This window comes from Pajaroellobacter abortibovis, from assembly GCF_001931505.1.
GTDB lineage: Bacteria > Myxococcota_A > Polyangia > Polyangiales > Polyangiaceae > Pajaroellobacter > Pajaroellobacter abortibovis.
Genome location: NZ_CP016908.1, coordinates 1,716,154 through 1,731,486, shown reverse-complemented (window position 1 = coordinate 1,731,486; position 15,333 = coordinate 1,716,154). Strand labels below are relative to the sequence as shown.

The following is a 15,333-nucleotide window of genomic DNA, read 5'->3' as shown; positions in this document are numbered from 1 at the left end:
AAGAGTAAAGATGATGAAGCGATGGAACCCCATTTGGTTGACTCTGGGAATCCTCCTGTCTTGCGCTCGTCGGAGGGATTCGATGTGCCCTGTCCCTTCTTTGCCGTACTCTGTCACGGCCGCGAGCGCTTTTCGTGCAATGGGTATCGATTGGCGTGTCCAAGACCCTGTTGCCCAGCAGCGCATGCTGGATCGGCTTCAGGATTTCTTGAAAAGGTATTCTCAAGATGGCCTTATCCCTTTTGTTTTTCTCGATATAGCTCTCCTCCATATCGAGAGAGGGGAGTGGGATCAGGCGGAGCGCTGGCTCAAAGCGGTTGAATCGATCTCTCCTGGAGTTGCTCGCGATCGCATGATGGTTGTGCGCGCTCGTTTGTATAGAAAACGGGGGGATATTGCTCATGCAAAACAACTGCTTTCTCCTCTTGCAGGTAAGCTGGTTGACGAAGAATCGCAGGAATTGTGGAGTGAAGAGATGACGCTGACAGTCTCAGAAGAGGGAAGCGCGGGGGAACTGTTTGGCTATGCGGACATGTGGCTTAATTCGGTGCCAGAAATACGGCGCTTGAGAGTGCGTCGTGAGATTGCAGATCTGTTTTCACATCAACCTTACTGGGCTCTTGAGCGAGCTCTTCGCGATCGGAAGAGGCAGAGTCGCATGGCTCCGATGAGCCGAGTGGTCAGAGAAATCCTTCAGGAATGTTTGGTCGACGTTGCGCTTCGCGATCAAAATATTGAGTTAGCGCATTGGTTATGGAGTTTTGATGAGGGGCTTCGTTTTCTATCCCCTGAAAAGAGGGCTTTTCTTGCGAGTCTTGCACTTCAAAAGGCGCATCCTATTGTTCATCAAAGAGAGGAGGCTGCGCTTGGGGTTGTGATTACTTCGGCGACTCAAGCGCTTGCAGAGAGTTCCGCTGCGGTATTGCAAGGAATGACCTGGACATTAGAGCGTATGTACAAGGAAAGAGATCCTAAGGATAGGCCCCGTCTTCTAATCAAACGGGAGGAAGAGGTAGGGGGGATGGAGCATGCGCTGGCGGTGCTTGAGCAATCGGGTGCTGTGGTCATCTTTGCGGCACTGACAAGCGAGTCTGCTGATCAAGCATTAGCATGGAGTCAAACAGCATCGGTGCCTGTTATGCTTTTGGCTATGCCTTCAGCTGGAAAGGGGGGGGCGTATGGGTTCGTTGTGGGGAGTTCTCGCGAGCAGGAAGAAGAGGTTCTTGTTAGCGCGCTTCATGCACAAAAGTTGGAGTGGGATCAAGGAGTGAGGGAGGATTCGACGGAGTCCCACTTTGAAGAACCAGCTTGCCAGCAGTCTTTTTCAATGATGGGTGGTTTGGTTCCTCTGATTGACTGGAAGCGACAGCGTCTTTGGCTTTTAACTGGAGAAAAAAGATGTGCGATCGATTTTCTTGAGCAAGCGGCTGAGCGAAAAGCGAAAGGTGTTATCGCTTTAGGTCTTGCTTCGGCAACTGTGGCCAGACCTCTTCCTCATGCGACTGTTCTGGTTGCCTCTGCAGGCCAATTCCCTGTGCTTGAACCAGCTATTAACAAGGAAGTTGTTTTAGAAAATGATGAGCTTTACGATTTTTGGGGTGCATTTGCTCGTCCACCGGATTGGTGGATGGCGTTGGGGCGTGATGCCGCTGTTTTGGCATGCAATGCGCTTGTTGAAATGGCTAGTCAACAAACGGAGTGGAAGGGGATCCGTGAATATCGCTATGGTTTTCGTGAGGCGTTGCTTCGTGTCCAACCAGATCTCTGGACAACAAAAGAACATGGATTTGCTGGCTCGCCGATCCTTCATCGAACAATTGAAGTATTCCCTCTCCTCTCTACCAGTGCTACTCGTGGATTCCATCAAGGTGATCGGAAAAAGTCCAACTGAGTCGGTCTGCATCGAGAAAAAACGAGGGAATTTGATTGCTTGGTTGACAGATTACATTTCTTCAGTAGTATCTTTTGCGGGGATTCTTCTTCTCCCTCTGTTGGGTTGAGTGAAGAAGCTCAAAATGACACAAAGTTTTATGCGTGTGAATGGGAGCCTATATGTCTACGGATGTCATGATTTATACCCATGGCCTCACCAAAAGTTATGGTTCGTTTCGGGCTGTTGATAGGGTTAGTTTTGAGGTTCGGCAGGGGGAGGTCGTGGGGTTTTTGGGGCCTAATGGAGCAGGCAAATCAACGACGATGCGGATTTTGACATGTTTCCTTGCTCCTACCCAGGGGACGGCTCGCATTAAAGGATATGATATTTTTGATGATCACCTCTCTGTACGCCGCAGTTTAGGATACTTACCTCAGCGGGCTCCGCTTTATCTGGAGATGGGGGTGCTTGAGTATCTCCGTTTCGCTTCAGATTTAAGGCAATTGGACCCGGTCGCTTTTCCTAAGAGAGCGAAGCATGTGATTGAAGTGTGCGGTCTTGCTCAAGTGTTGGGGAAAGAAATTAGGCATTTATCGCATGGGTATCGGCAGCGTGTTGGTCTTGCTCAAGCGCTCATTCACGATCCTCCCATTTTGATCCTCGATGAACCCACAAGCGATTTAGACCCAAACGAAAAGGCTGAATTTTTGCAGTATTTAAAGCAAATTGGAACCGAGAGAACCATTTTGCTGTCCACGCATAATTTGTCTGAAGTCGAATCTGCCTGCGGGCGAGCGATCATCATCTCTTCAGGCCGTGTTGTGGCGGATGGTCCTCTAGAAGAGATCCGGATGAAGAGCGGTAGAATTCGATATCTTGTTTCAGTTCAAGATAGTGTGGGAGCCGATCCTTCTGCTTATCTTGGTACGGGATCTGCGCCTAAACAAGATGAGGTGGTAGCCTTGATTAAAAAGATCCCTCATGTGGACCAAGTGATCCCGCTCGCTACAGAAGAAAAAGCGCACGCTTTCGAGATTACAAGCGATCGCGAAGCAGACATCCGTCCACAGCTTTTCCGTGCCATTACTGACAAAGGGTGGGTTCTTCTCGAGATGCATAAAGATACTCAAAGTCTCGAAGATGTATTCCGAGATCTCACAATTGGAGACTCCCGAATGAGTCGGAGGTTGGATTCCTCTTCAAGAGACATGAAAGAGATAGCTGGCTCCAGTGGTCAGGTTTCTGTGAATTGAAAGGGTAAATTGACTGCGATGAAAAACACCTTCACGATTGCTCAGCGAGAACTGCGCGCTTATTTTGACTCTCTTGTGGCTTATGTAGTGGTAGGCCTGAGCATGATCGGTCTTGGAGCTTATTTCTTTCTCTATCGGGGAGGAGTATGGCAGGTCGATCGCGCCAGCATTGGCCTGATGTTTGAGTTTCTCCCTTGGATACTTACAATCATTGTGATCCCCTTGGTGACCATGCGGGCGATTGCGGAAGAAAAACGCTCTGGTACGTTTGAGCTGTTAATTACGCTTCCTGTTACCGATAGCGAAGTCATCTTGGGCAAATATCTCGGTGCGTTGGGGATGACTTTTGTGTTGCTCGCGATGACTTTTCTGTATCCTGTGGTGATGTTTGTGTGGCCATGGCACCTTGGAGCTTTGGATTGGGGGCCTGTATGGTCCGGTTATCTGGGATTATCTCTTTTCTGTGCTGCAGGGGTAGCGGTAGGGCTCTTGTTTTCTAGTCTTACAGAAAGTCAGGTGATAGCTTTCTTTTTTACGGCCGCATTGCTTGGCTTTCTTTATGCAATTGGGGGTCTTACAGAAGGGACTCGCAGTGTATTTGGAGACGTGATCGCGTTCACTAGCTTTCAATCACGGTTTATCCCCTTTTCAAGGGGCCTTATTGATACAAGAGCGATCGTTTATTTCCTATCGATTACAGTTTTATGTCTGTTAATCGCTTTTCGCTCTCTTGAGAGTAGAAAGTGGTCATAAGTAGGGTACGACAACATGATGGAAAAGAAAGTACGAGCAGCGACTGAGAGCAGCATTTTTCTTCTTCTCGTTGCTGGGATTTTAATAGCGATTAATGTTCTGTCGGCAGTAGGGGTTGCGAAACGGTTCGATGTGACCAAAGCAGAGCGATTTACTCTCTCCAAGGGGAGCGGCAGTCTGTTGCGTTCTATGAAGCAGACGCTGCAAGTGGATGCTTACGTCACGAGAGGGCTTCCAAAGCTTGATGCCTTTGTCCGCGATCTTCGAGATCTTTTGCAAGAGTACAAAGATGCGGGACAGGAGAAATTTGATTATCAAATCATTGACTCTAAAGACGAAGAACAAAAAAGAATCGCAAAAGAAGCCGGACTAATTGAGCAACCTTTTGGCGAAGCTAGTGAAACAGATCAACAGGCTGCTGCAGTTACTCAAGGCTTTATGGGTCTTGTCTTTAAATATGGTGCGGATAAAGATAAAATCCCTTTTCTCCCTCCTGATCGTACCGAAGGGCTGGAATTCTGGATTACCAATAAGATCCGTGAAGTGCGCGATCGAGGCGATCAGATCAAGCATAAGATAGGAGTGCTTACCGGCCATGATGAAATCAAGCTCTCTGAAAATAACCTTGTCCCATCAAACATGGGGCGGTTTTCGATGCAGCAGGTGATTCAACAGAATTTCCCTTTCTATACACTGGAAGATGTCGATTTAAAAGATGGAGATGTAGAAATCGATGCCGGGTTCGATGGATTGTTGATCACACAACCTTCAAAGGATCTTAATGAGAAAGAGCTTCGGCGTATCGATCAATTTCTTCTCAAAGGTAAAGCGCTTGCTCTTTTCGTGAGCGCTGTAGAAGTGAAGGCTGGCGATGCCATAATGCAAGCACAGCTCAATCTTCATAAGCTCGATCAGTTGATGAATGGCTATGGAATTGAGATCGGTAAAGATGTGATTCTTGACTTTGGTCGTTCCTTTCGGGTGAATATGTTGACGCAAGGGGGAATTGCTAGTGCACGCTTCCCTCAGTTTTTGGATGTCCAGGATGATGCTCGCTTTTTAGGAAATGAACAACTGCTCGATGTCTCCTTCCCAGGGTTCTTTAGAATTCCTGAGTTGGTTGTTCCGTTTGCATCATCGATTGTGCTCCACCCAGAAAAGCAACCTGAGTTAACGACGGCTAAAATTATAGCTCGTTCTACTCCGCGTTCTGTCCGAGTGCAGGATGAACGTGTCGATCTGCGCCCCTTCCAGCAATGGCGTCCTAAGGGTGAGTGGGCCCAGTACGGCATTGCTGCTCAGGTGGAAGGAACCATTCATACAGCCTTCCCTTCAGGCGATAAGCAGGGGATTGAAACACCGGAGAAAAGCAGTGCTCCAGCTCGCATCTTTATCCTTGCTTCTTCTCAATTCTTAGCAAATCCTTTCGCGCGTGCTGGAAATGGGCCTGATATGCCGCAGGTGGGTATGATGCCCTTTGGTGGAGGGGGCGATGAGCAATTGCAACAGTTGGCGGGTCCCTATGCTCAACAGGCTCTTACTGGCACGATCTTGGCCTTCAAAAATACACTGGATTGGTTATCTGGAGATATGGACCTGCTGGCGGTTTCTGCGAAAATTTTAACTGAACCAAGCTTGGTTTATGGAGAGATCAGCAAGCCCAATTTTGATCCCAATGAAACTGAAGAACAGTTAAAGCGACGCGATGAAGAATTGAGGCAAGCTAGGAAGAAGACGCAAATGCTAGTCATGATGACTCTTCTATTAGGAATCCCTGTGTTGTTCTCTGGATATGGCGTAATGCGATGGCGTGCTCGTCTAGCTCGTCGAAGTCATCTTGTCCTTGCGTAATGAGAATGATGCATCCGTGTAAGTATAACTAACTCATACTCTCATTTTAGAAGGAATACCCATGACGCTTTCACATAATAAACAGATTGTCATTGGTGCGGTAGTGCTTGTTGTTTTGGCAGGGTTGGCCTATCGCCAAGTTAAGAAAGATCAGCAATTGGGGGCAATGCATTCCTCTTCTGCGGATATGCCTACCCTTGCTAGTGTTGATGATGTGGACAAGCTCCAGATTACCAATGGCTCTAAAGGGGAGATCGTTCTCGAAAAACAGGGGGATCGTTGGAAAATGACGAAGCCTATTGCGGTGGGTGTTCGTCAAGACCATGTCCGTCATCTTCTGGATAATGTGAAAGACATCAAGATCAAAGAGATGATTACCCTTCAGGCAGATGATGCACTTAAAAATCAATATGAACTTGATGAAGGTCATGCGGTTCACCTGATTGCTTGGAAAGGAGGAGAAAAGAAAATTGATTGCTCCTTTGGCAAGTTTGGAGGGCGTGGGGAACTGATGATGGTTGCAGATCGCCCTGAAATTTTTGCTGCATCGGGGTATTCCAGCTATCATTACACCCGTGAAGCAAAAAATTGGCGGGAAAATGAGATCTTCAAATTCGATGATAGCGCTGTAAGCCATTGGTCCATCGACAGGAAGGGGGCTTCTTTCTCTTTTACAAAAGGAGATAAATGGGCAGGAACTTTTCAGGGTAAGCCGATTACCCGGTTGGATGAAGAGAAAATTAAAGATGCTCTTCGAGTCTTTAAGGGATTAACAGCAGATGATTTTGCGGATAACCAATTGCCCGAAGAAGTTGGGCTAACCCAACCTGAAGCTATTATTAATTTTGAGCTGAAGGATGGCGCAGGTAAATATGTGCTTAAAGTGGGTAAGGTTTCCAGTGGCTCGTCGCATTACGCCATTCGCGAAGGAGATCAGACAGTTTTTATCATCGGTTCCCTGGCTTCTGGTTGGGCTATGGCAGATGTGGCTAAATTTCAAGTTCCCGCTGATGCTGGAGCTTCGAAGAGCGATCCTTCCACTGAAGAAAAAGGAGAGGACCATCACCACTGATCGTCCTCTTATTTCTTCTTTAATGCGCTAGAGTAGGCTCTTGATTTGGCGCTAGTTTGCGGCATCCCGCAGAATCTTTTGTACTTCTTTAATGAGGGCGATGGCTTCGTCTCGAGGTCGTTGAAATACATTGCGTCCAATAATCGAACCGAAAGAACCTCCTGCTGTGAGTTGGCGCACCTCCTCGAGGAGGGTGGTGGTCTCTTTGCTTCCTTCTCCGCTGAAAATCACGATTCGTTTTCCACAGAAAGCGCTTTGGATGCAGTAGCCCGTTCGATCTGCTAAAGAGGCGAGAGGGATTGCGTGCTGTTCAATGATTTTTTTGGTTTCGACCTGTTCGATAAAGGGGCGAGGTGGCTTGATTTTTATGATATGCGCTCCAAGTTGAGCTGCTATGTGCGCAGCGTATGCGCTTACATCGACAGCGGTCTCTCCTTCTTTTGACAGACCAGCCCCTCTCGGATACGCCCAAACCGCTGTAGGTAGTCCGTAGGCTCTCGCTTCCGCGATCAATTCACGTAAATTTTCGTACATTGTATTGCGTGCTCCTGAACCAGGATAAATCGTGTAGCCGATTGCAACACAGCCTAATCGCAGTGCATCTTTCACAGAGCCCGTTATGGCGCTACATGGTTGTTCAACCTTCGAAAGCGTTTCTGAATTGTTCAGTTTTAAGATGAGAGGGATTCGCCCTGCGAATTTATCTACGCCTGCTTCGAGAAAACCAAGCGGAGCTGCGTATGCACTGCATCCTGAATCGATAGCGAGCTGAAAATGGTAATCTGGATCATAGCCTGCCGAATTAGATGCAAAAGAACGGGTGGGACCGTGTTCAAACCCTTGATCTACGGGCAGAATAACAACTTTTCCGGTTCCTCCCAGCGCACCATGGTAGAGAATGCGCGCTAAATTCGTTCGAACACCTGGATTATCTGCACGATACCAGGATAAGATTTGATTCACTCGATTCGCATCAAGCATACGTGACTCCTTCCGTTTTGTTTAGTTGATTTGGTTCAAGCTGGTTGTAGTGTTTTGTCATTTTAGCTTTGGATCAGCACTTTGTTTATGTTTTTCTTGCAAAACTGGATGCACTTATTCACCTGTTTACCTAGAATAAAGTGAGTGAATTATGCAAAAGTACAATCAGAGCGGCCATTCTTCCGTATTAAAAAAAACATTCGAACAATTTATGTGTGTGGAATTAGATAGAGGGCGGAATCACTATGAAGGATTACTCTCTTTGCTCCATGGAATTGCTTCGGCGATTCGAGGCATTGGATCCAAACTTCGTGTAGCCGATCTTAATTCAATGTTAGGTACTACTGGAAATACAAACGTTCAAGGAGAGTCTGTCCAAAAGTTAGATGTATTTGCCAATGAAGTGATGATGCATTATTTGAGAGAGAGTAAACAGTGCTGTCTTTTGATTAGTGAAGAGTTGGACGAGACTTTTATTGATTCATCTCAAGGGGAATATATTGTCCTTTTTGATCCGTTGGATGGCTCGAGCAATCTCGATGTCAACGTAAATGTTGGAACGATTTTCGCTGTTTTTGAGAAATCAGCAATGACCTCTCCTTCGCCACAAGAAGCATTGCGTTCTGGCCGTAAATTTTTAATGGCGGGCTATGCGCTCTATGGGCCATCGACGATTTTAGTGCTTGCCACAAACCGAGGAGTTAACTCATTTGTATTAGATCCTGGAGTAGGAGAATTTTTCCTGTCACGTCCATCAATTCGAATTCCTTCTCAAGGTCGCTATTACTCCTGCAATGAGGGGAATTTTACCCAGTGGGGTGAGCCAATCCAGAAATGGAATCGTTGGGTGAAAGAAGAAGCCTCCTATGTGCAACGTTATGTGGGTTCTCTTGCAGCAGATGCGCATCGCACCCTTTGCTATGGAGGCCTCTTTCTTTATCCAGCCGATAAAAAGCATCAGGAGGGGAAGTTAAGGCTTCTCTATGAAGCGAATCCCATCGCTTATGTTGTAGAGCATGCAGGAGGAGTGGCGACCGACGGAGTCAAATGCATACTTGACATTGTGCCTACCTCTATCCATCAGCGGACCCCTCTGATATTTGGATCTACCAAAAACGTCAATCAATTGATGGGGTGGATGAAAGAGGGAATGCGATAGTGCGAGTTATCTAATCGAAAAGAGCATGTGGCGTCGCAACCGTAGCTGCTTTTTTTATCCATCGATCTCGTTGGTCGAGATCTGTGCAGTTTAAGATTTGCTCTTGCATGGACGACGACACTGTAAAGCTCCTCGCTTTTAGCGACTAAAGGCAGTGCTTGCGCTCTTCCTTCTGCAAAGATCTTCTTCTTGAGAGGGGGTGTGTTATATAATCGCTGAAGTTGAGTAGCATTTCTTCCTTCAAGGCTTGAAACAGGTGAAGAGGATATAGCCTTAAGAGCGAGATTAAAGCTTTATGTTCATTCCCCACGGACATGTAATTATTTATCCCATACGTTTTAATGAGAAAACAAGAGAAAAGAATGAATATGTGTACATGTAGTAAGTACTGGGTGTATACGAGGGTTATGCTACAAGCGTCCATTGTTGGCAGTATGCCAAAGGAATGGCATATCTTTTCAATTCTTGCGGGATGAATTGTCGCACTGCTACCGTTGTTTTTTCTCTTGTCCGTACCTTAGTCTTAGGAGTCTTAGCTGTTGTGACCTGTGCGTATGCGTTGATACAGCTTGGCACACGCCCCAACATGCGTAAGAAGGCTTTACCTGTGAAGGAGATCGAGGTCCCTGTCCTACTTGATTTCCCTTTATCAGAGGACATATAGATCCCACCCGGCACTTATGGCAAAAGAAGATACGCTTGTTATTCATGAGATTTATACTAGTATTCAGGGGGAATCCACCTTTGCAGGATTGCCGTGTACCTTTATTCGTACAACAGGATGTAATTTGCGGTGTTCCTGGTGCGATACCCCTCACGCTTTTTATGATGGAACGCGGATGCGCAGACAAAAGGTACTGTATGCTGCGCTAGAACGAGGTACATCCCTGATTGAAATGACAGGAGGGGAACCTCTGTTGCAGCCTGCTGTGTTCCCTCTCCTCGAGGAACTTTGCAATGCATCGCGTACCGTGCTCCTAGAAACCAGCGGGGAGGCAGATGTTGCTAAGGTAGATCCGCGCGTGCACAAGATTATGGATCTGAAGCCACCTGGCTCTGGAGAGTCGCATCGCATTCGTTGGTCTAACCTTGAATTTATTTCGGCCCGAGATGAACTAAAGTTTGTCTTAGCTAATCGCCAGGACTATGAATGGATGCGAGAAATGATCCAGACTTTTCGCTTAACAGATAGGACTCCTCATTTGTTGGCTAGCACTGTGTTTGGACAGTTGTCACCCCAGGCTCTGATCCAGTGGGTTTTGGAGGACAGAGTCCAAGTTAGAGTGCAGTTGCAGCTCCACAAATATATCTGGCCACCGGACATACAGGGAGTTTAATTTTGTACATCTCTCTTTCCCTCTTATTCATGGAAGTTGGATGGACTGAGAGAAATGGGGAAGTTATCCAGAAGAGTCTATGAAGGAGAAGCGCGCATTTTGATTGGCGATGATGAAGTGGTACTATCCCTTTCATTATGTGTGTGGGTTCTGTGCATTGTTTCTTGATGCAGTCCGAAGGATTATAAGGGAAATAACTCGAAAGTGATTTTACGGAGTGTATAATTCCACTCATCGACCAGATGGAGAGCGCCTTGGTGATCTGTGACTAAGGCGCCGATTTTACTAAATAGCGCTGTTGCAACAATTGGGACCAGGCAAGAGGATATCCACCTCAGTCCCTGCCCAGTTGGAGCGAATTTCGGATCACTTGTTCCATGATCTCAAGCGGAGCTTCTAGTCCAGTAAAGTATTTAAATTGGGACGCACCCTGCTTTAGGAAATGAGTGTATCCGTAGAGAATAGGATGTCCTCGTCTTTCCCCCTGACGCAACCAAGCTGTCTTGACGGGATGATAGACCAAGTCAAATAAAAGGGTTTGTGGAGGAAAAGAGTCCAGAGGGATAGGGATTTCCTCTGTATGGGGTGCCATACCAATAGGAGTTGCGTGGATGATCACCTGAGCCTGGCACTGGCCGCTACAGGCTAATTCGAAAGGGATCCATTCTGCACCGATATCTCGTGCTAGCAGCATGGACTTGTCTGGATGGCGGCTGCAGATGATTACACGAGCACCCTGTTTTTGAAGAGGGAAAGCGACACTTCTGGCCACTCCGCCGGCTCCTATCACTAGGACGGTTTTGCCTGCAAGCGTTCCCTCTAATGCTTCTTCCAGAGAAGCGATGGCAGCTGTTGCATCCGTGTTGAATCCCGTCCATCCTGATTCAGGTGCAAAGAGGGCTGTATTGATTGCACCTATGTTATGAGATAGATCGTTTGCCAGAGTACAGGCTGAGAGGGAACGTATTTTATGAGGGATGGTGATAGAAAGCCCCTGGATGGGGATGAGGGGAGCAAACTCTTTCATAAACCAGACTGGATCTTCAGTAAGATGGAAAGGAATGTAAATGCCTGGAAAGCCCGTTGCTGCAAAAGCGGAGTTGTGTAACAGAGGGGAAAGCGAATGGGCAACCGGATCACCAATAATTCCGTACACTTTTGTGGCGGGTGAAAGCTCGAAATAGCGGTAGATGGTTTCAAACTCGAGCCAAGTCAGTTGGCCTGGAGCGGTTCCCTGGCTGCCTATCAGGCTTGCATAGGTGAAGGGAGGAGAATGGGGGAACTGTGGACCGAGCAGACGGCTCCATGCCCCTTTTTCTCCCATTGCAATCCCGATCAACGGACGCTTCCATTGCCCTTCCTCTTTCATCAATTGTAACAGAGGGAGCGCGTCGAGAAAACCAAGGGGGGTCAGAGCGATTTTGACAACATCTGCTCCCTGTCCTTCTGCTTCCTGACGTAAGGTACGGAGGGCATCCAGCGGCAGTCCCGCCATCCACTCGTGATGACTGACGATCAGCTGAGTCGTGCTTGAGGAGGGCAAGAGATCGGAACGGGTAAACCCTACTTGTTTGAGGAGAGTAAAGTCGATATCGAGGAAGCCGACTCCAGCTCGGTGAAATGCTTGGATCCATTTCCGCCCTTCTCCTTCTTTGATGTTGAAGTGTAGAGCACCCCTGCGTCGGTCAGTGCCACCCCATGTAATCACCAAACGGTGGGGGGGATAGTGGCTGAAGACTTCTTCAAGGAGATGGAGTGTAATATCCTGATAGCGCTCAAGCCTTAACTCGAAAAAGAAACCACATTGCGAAGGACGAGTCAGGAGATGAAAAACCTCAGTGTCTTCTATGACCTCCTTGAGGGTGTGGTGTGTACTGACACAACAAATACCGGCCATAGAAACAAATTAGGATTTTGATGTCGGGCGTTGCTCTTGTTCAAGAAACTGAGCTACGGCCGAGGTGCGTTGAGCAGCGAACTGTTTGATCGCTTCATGAGGTGAAGTGGTCAAATGAGCGAGAAATACTTTGAGCTGATCGAACTTCCGCGTCCGGAAGAGCGCTTCAAAATAATTGTGTGCAATCCGCGTATCGTGCAGCATAATCGATTGATGTGGTTCGAGTAGGGTAATGATCGATTCGAGCTGTCCTGACTGACCATACAGAGCGGACAGACAAAGAAGAGAGAGGGGATCTTGTGGGGTTCGTTTGACCGCCATCTCAGCGTAAACAATTGCTTTGTTGCGCGTTGCCTCCTGATTCGCGTAAAACCCTTGCAAGGCGATGTAGGGTGCTGAGGTTTGTGCGTATTCATCAGCCTGAGCGCGTTCCAGGATCTTTTGATCCCCTTCCTCTTCCCCGTGTCTCTCCCGGAAAAGCGTTGCGAGGTATGCCCAAGCGTCCACAGATTGCTTCTCGATTTGAATGGCTCGTTCCACGTGTTCTTGTTCGGCAGCGGAGTCTTTCTTTTCACGGGCGAGTCGAGCCAAATGAAGAGAAGGGAAAGGATTGGTGGATAGGAGGCTTTGCGCTCCTCGCAGTGTCCCTTCTGCTTTTTCTAGTTTTTTTTGGTTGAGTTGGCTGACGCCGAGCGCAAGCCAGTCTTCCCCCTCTCCGCCATGGGCCACCACACTGGCAAGGACCTGTTCTGCCTTTTCATGTCGCCCATATTTCATCAGTTCATTGGCGAGAACCCTTCCTCGACCGATCTCTTGGGTGGCCTCCGTCCAATGTTTTTCAAGACTCTGGAGAAGATCTTCTAACCCGATCACGACGGGGCGTCCATGCTCGTCTTGTACTTGTACGGCAGGGCCATTGAAGCCGAGGAGCTTCCACATCTCTTCCGTGGTGAGAGCGATAGGTCCTTGCGCGAGTCGTTCTTGTATCAATTCGCCATTGGACCCTAAAGGGAGCAAGATCATCGCGTTTTCTGGGATCCCTTGGGGAAAGGAAGAAGGTGGTGCGAGAATAACTGCAGAGCCTGATAGGTTGACACCACGATTCTGTTGTTCTGAGCTACGGTCGATTGGTACTCGACCGCTGCCGTTGGATGCTTGTGCCATAAGTATACAATGATCCTCCAATAATCTCTGAGCGACTTTATTGATTATCTTATCATAGAATTCAAAGGGAGGAAAGGGAGGGCCTGGTATTTTCATACGCGTAACGCAAGCGTAAAAGCCATCGTCTGCCAGGCAACAGATAACCTAGGTGTCTACAAGAGTCTCTCGAAGGGGTCCTAATGCACCTTAGGCTGTGACTGTCTGTCCTTGTGTTGAACATTGTTGATGTTTAGCGTGACGTAGGTGGCGAGGGGTGGGGAGTGTGATCTGAACACCGGCAGGACTGATAGCGCGTGGTGGAATCGGAATCGCTCCTGTTAAGTCCGCAGTCATGCCTGCTACAATGTCCAGTCCGAAGCGGACCCGCAGAAATCTCCAGTCGTAACTTGTGTCGAGTACAGCATCGTAGATAGGTCGTCTAGGTAAAGAGGAACGGCCGCACCCTGCATCACCGACCATTTGGGTTCCAGTGCAGCATTCCGTTTGATTTTATTTATTGAGCCAAGAATAAGGGATTCGACCTTGGAGAGGACCTCGATGGAAGGTGAAGCCCCCCTCGAAGCCAACGGGCTGAGACCGGTCGACATTGGTTGCTTTGCTTCGATCAGCCACTCCCCTGTACAAATAAGTAATCGGATCATCTGCCTGCGTGGAAAACCCTATCAACTCCGTACGGACTTTCGTCGAAGCGAATGACTGGAGCCATGTGAATCCCCATTCGGTGGTCCATGTGCTTTCAGAGTGAAGTACTGGATCCTCTAAGGCAGCACTCCGGTTTCCAAAAAGTTCAAGAAAGCTAGGGGATCTGCTTAGTTTTCCACCGCGGATGAGCAAAGTGTATCCTTTTTTGATGTGCCGTCGCGTGCCCAGGTGACCTGTATAACGTATCGATGGAGAGGGTAACGTCGACAGATTTTCGCTTCGATCCTGCCACACATCGGTTCGGTTGGTCATATCGATGGTCAATCGAGATGTGGCTTGCCATAGTGTATCTATCTCCCTGCCCATCGAAGAACGATGAGCTCGAGGAGGGGGCTTGGCCCCTTTCCATGGATCTGTTCGGTACTCTTCGAGCATCCCATCCAAACGCATGTCTATTGTTAAAGGATGTGCGACTGGATGGCGCCGGGAGCTCGTACCTCCCGCTGCAAGGACGTTGTCCTGAGCAAGAGAAGGGGGAAAGGGGAGGTAAATGCCTTTTCTTGGTCTTGCATCGTCCACGCTTCATGGCGTCCCCATAGACGAAAAGTACCCTATCCTTGCCTTTTTCCTGTAAAAACTCCAGGGCAATCAGTTCTTGGTTGGAGCGGAGAATCGCATAAGGGTAGGGGCCCAAGTCGATCCTGAAACTTCTTGCTGTCTAGCTTGTGAGAGCGTTGTGCTTATGAATATTCCTGAAGAAAAGGAAAATTTTGATCTGCTCAAGAGCCTGAAAACGAGATGGTACTACTCGATCTCGATCGCTTATCGAACTCTCTAGAAGCCCCTATTCGCAAGTGGGCGGTCCCCCATGAGCCCCCTGCAACCCACAGTTCTGTTCTTTGCGTGTGCCTGAGCGAGCTGGATGGGTTCAAAGACGAGCACCCCTCCGAACGATGAGGGAACCAGTCCTCCGGGCGCAAACGAGCGGTAGACTTGCAAGTGGATTCCTAGCCGTAAGAGGAGGCTGGCGAGATCGATGGATGGATTGTCCCCACCCAGTAAGTGGTACTCCAGCGAGCAGGGTTGTCAACTAATTGGAGAAAGCACATCGAATGGAGAGGGTTACAAAATCGCTTGCACTCCCTAAACGTCGGGTGTGAACGTCTGGCATGGGCTCGAGGAGCGCGGCCACGTCGACCACCTCCAGAAAGCTATCTTCAAGGCACGCTTGGGAGGAGACCTCTCCTGCATTTCAGCCGCGCACAGTGACTTTATCCTGGCTCTCTTGGTTTTCTTGAGCGTGTGCTTGGTTGGATCCAATCCATAAAAGAAGCCCCCACATGGTTAACAA

Annotated in this window: 14 protein-coding genes; 9 read left to right on the top strand and 5 right to left on the bottom strand. The window is 48.3% G+C overall.

Annotated features, from left to right (window positions below; translation table 11 throughout):
• Positions 1–10: 10 nt before the first annotated feature.
• From BCY86_RS08725 to BCY86_RS08705, 5 genes are all read left to right on the top strand, one after another.
• The gene (locus BCY86_RS08725) at positions 11–1,891 is read left to right on the top strand and encodes a type 1 periplasmic-binding domain-containing protein (protein WP_075277384.1); all 1,881 of its coding nucleotides are present in this window, start codon (positions 11–13) and stop codon (positions 1,889–1,891) included.
• A 161-nt stretch (positions 1,892–2,052) separates the two neighbouring features.
• Entirely contained in the window at positions 2,053–3,126 is a 1,074-nt protein-coding gene (locus BCY86_RS08720) for an ATP-binding cassette domain-containing protein (RefSeq protein ID WP_245776230.1), read from the top strand.
• Between the two features lie 18 nt (positions 3,127–3,144).
• A complete protein-coding gene (locus BCY86_RS08715) occupies positions 3,145–3,879 on the top strand; it encodes an ABC transporter permease subunit (protein ID WP_075277382.1) in 735 nt (244 codons plus the stop codon).
• A 15-nt stretch (positions 3,880–3,894) separates the two neighbouring features.
• Positions 3,895–5,730, top strand: a complete 1,836-nt coding sequence (locus BCY86_RS08710; protein ID WP_245776229.1) for a GldG family protein — start codon at positions 3,895–3,897, stop codon at positions 5,728–5,730.
• Between the two features lie 61 nt (positions 5,731–5,791).
• Positions 5,792–6,802 carry a DUF4340 domain-containing protein gene (locus BCY86_RS08705; protein ID WP_075277381.1) on the top strand — a complete coding sequence of 337 codons (1,011 nt, stop codon included), beginning with the start codon at positions 5,792–5,794 and terminating at the stop codon, positions 6,800–6,802.
• A gap of 51 nt (positions 6,803–6,853) precedes the next feature.
• Here the strand turns inward: BCY86_RS08705 and BCY86_RS08700 are convergent, their stop codons facing one another.
• Positions 6,854–7,783: a class I fructose-bisphosphate aldolase gene (locus tag BCY86_RS08700; RefSeq protein ID WP_075277380.1), complete on the bottom strand. Its 930-nt coding sequence runs from the start codon at positions 7,781–7,783 to the stop codon at positions 6,854–6,856.
• Positions 7,784–7,934: 151 nt separating this feature from the next.
• Between BCY86_RS08700 and fbp the strand changes: the two genes are divergently transcribed.
• The 3 genes from fbp (at position 7,935) to BCY86_RS08685 (ending at position 10,279) form a co-directional block, all read left to right on the top strand.
• The gene (fbp, locus tag BCY86_RS08695; protein WP_075277379.1) at positions 7,935–8,942 is read left to right on the top strand and encodes a class 1 fructose-bisphosphatase; all 1,008 of its coding nucleotides are present in this window, start codon (positions 7,935–7,937) and stop codon (positions 8,940–8,942) included.
• Between the two features lie 472 nt (positions 8,943–9,414).
• The gene (locus tag BCY86_RS08690; RefSeq protein ID WP_156865196.1) at positions 9,415–9,606 is read left to right on the top strand and encodes a hypothetical protein; all 192 of its coding nucleotides are present in this window, start codon (positions 9,415–9,417) and stop codon (positions 9,604–9,606) included.
• Between the two features lie 16 nt (positions 9,607–9,622).
• Positions 9,623–10,279, top strand: a complete 657-nt coding sequence (locus BCY86_RS08685) for a radical SAM protein (RefSeq protein WP_075277377.1) — start codon at positions 9,623–9,625, stop codon at positions 10,277–10,279.
• Positions 10,280–10,613: 334 nt separating this feature from the next.
• Here BCY86_RS08685 and BCY86_RS08680 read toward each other — a convergent pair whose 3' ends face one another.
• The 4 genes from BCY86_RS08680 to BCY86_RS08670 all read right to left on the bottom strand — a co-directional run bounded on the left by BCY86_RS08680 (position 10,614) and on the right by BCY86_RS08670 (position 14,561).
• On the bottom strand, positions 10,614–12,176 hold the full coding sequence (locus tag BCY86_RS08680; protein ID WP_075277376.1) for a type I 3-dehydroquinate dehydratase: 1,563 nt from the start codon (positions 12,174–12,176) through the stop codon (positions 10,614–10,616).
• A gap of 9 nt (positions 12,177–12,185) precedes the next feature.
• The gene (locus tag BCY86_RS08675) at positions 12,186–13,340 is read right to left on the bottom strand and encodes a tetratricopeptide repeat protein (protein WP_075277672.1); all 1,155 of its coding nucleotides are present in this window, start codon (positions 13,338–13,340) and stop codon (positions 12,186–12,188) included.
• A 186-nt stretch (positions 13,341–13,526) separates the two neighbouring features.
• Positions 13,527–13,799 (bottom strand): hypothetical protein, encoded by a 273-nt coding sequence (locus tag BCY86_RS09970; protein ID WP_156865195.1) that lies wholly within the window; start codon positions 13,797–13,799, stop codon positions 13,527–13,529.
• Positions 13,800–13,829: 30 nt separating this feature from the next.
• Entirely contained in the window at positions 13,830–14,561 is a 732-nt protein-coding gene (locus BCY86_RS08670; protein WP_075277375.1) for a TonB-dependent receptor, read from the bottom strand.
• Positions 14,562–14,780: 219 nt separating this feature from the next.
• Here BCY86_RS08670 and BCY86_RS09965 point away from each other — a divergent pair, with 219 nt between their 5' ends.
• Positions 14,781–14,939 carry a hypothetical protein gene (locus BCY86_RS09965; RefSeq protein ID WP_156865194.1) on the top strand — a complete coding sequence of 53 codons (159 nt, stop codon included), beginning with the start codon at positions 14,781–14,783 and terminating at the stop codon, positions 14,937–14,939.
• Positions 14,940–15,333: the final 394 nt, after the last annotated feature.

Excerpts from the sequence above, each read along its gene's own strand:
- BCY86_RS08725 (WP_075277384.1), top strand. The coding sequence starts at position 11 with ATGATGAAGCGATGGAACCCCATTTGGTTGACTCTGGGAATCCTCCTG.
- BCY86_RS08720 (WP_245776230.1), top strand. The coding sequence starts at position 2,053 with ATGTCTACGGATGTCATGATTTATACCCATGGCCTCACCAAAAGTTAT.
- BCY86_RS08715 (WP_075277382.1), top strand. The coding sequence starts at position 3,145 with ATGAAAAACACCTTCACGATTGCTCAGCGAGAACTGCGCGCTTATTTT.
- BCY86_RS08710 (WP_245776229.1), top strand. The coding sequence starts at position 3,895 with ATGATGGAAAAGAAAGTACGAGCAGCGACTGAGAGCAGCATTTTTCTT.
- BCY86_RS08705 (WP_075277381.1), top strand. The coding sequence starts at position 5,792 with ATGACGCTTTCACATAATAAACAGATTGTCATTGGTGCGGTAGTGCTT.
- BCY86_RS08700 (WP_075277380.1), bottom strand. The coding sequence starts at position 7,783 with ATGCTTGATGCGAATCGAGTGAATCAAATCTTATCCTGGTATCGTGCA.
- fbp (WP_075277379.1), top strand. The coding sequence starts at position 7,935 with ATGCAAAAGTACAATCAGAGCGGCCATTCTTCCGTATTAAAAAAAACA.
- BCY86_RS08690 (WP_156865196.1), top strand. The coding sequence starts at position 9,415 with ATGAATTGTCGCACTGCTACCGTTGTTTTTTCTCTTGTCCGTACCTTA.
- BCY86_RS08685 (WP_075277377.1), top strand. The coding sequence starts at position 9,623 with ATGGCAAAAGAAGATACGCTTGTTATTCATGAGATTTATACTAGTATT.
- BCY86_RS08680 (WP_075277376.1), bottom strand. The coding sequence starts at position 12,176 with ATGGCCGGTATTTGTTGTGTCAGTACACACCACACCCTCAAGGAGGTC.
- BCY86_RS08675 (WP_075277672.1), bottom strand. The coding sequence starts at position 13,340 with ATGGCACAAGCATCCAACGGCAGCGGTCGAGTACCAATCGACCGTAGC.
- BCY86_RS09970 (WP_156865195.1), bottom strand. The coding sequence starts at position 13,799 with ATGGTCGGTGATGCAGGGTGCGGCCGTTCCTCTTTACCTAGACGACCT.
- BCY86_RS09965 (WP_156865194.1), top strand. The coding sequence starts at position 14,781 with ATGGTACTACTCGATCTCGATCGCTTATCGAACTCTCTAGAAGCCCCT.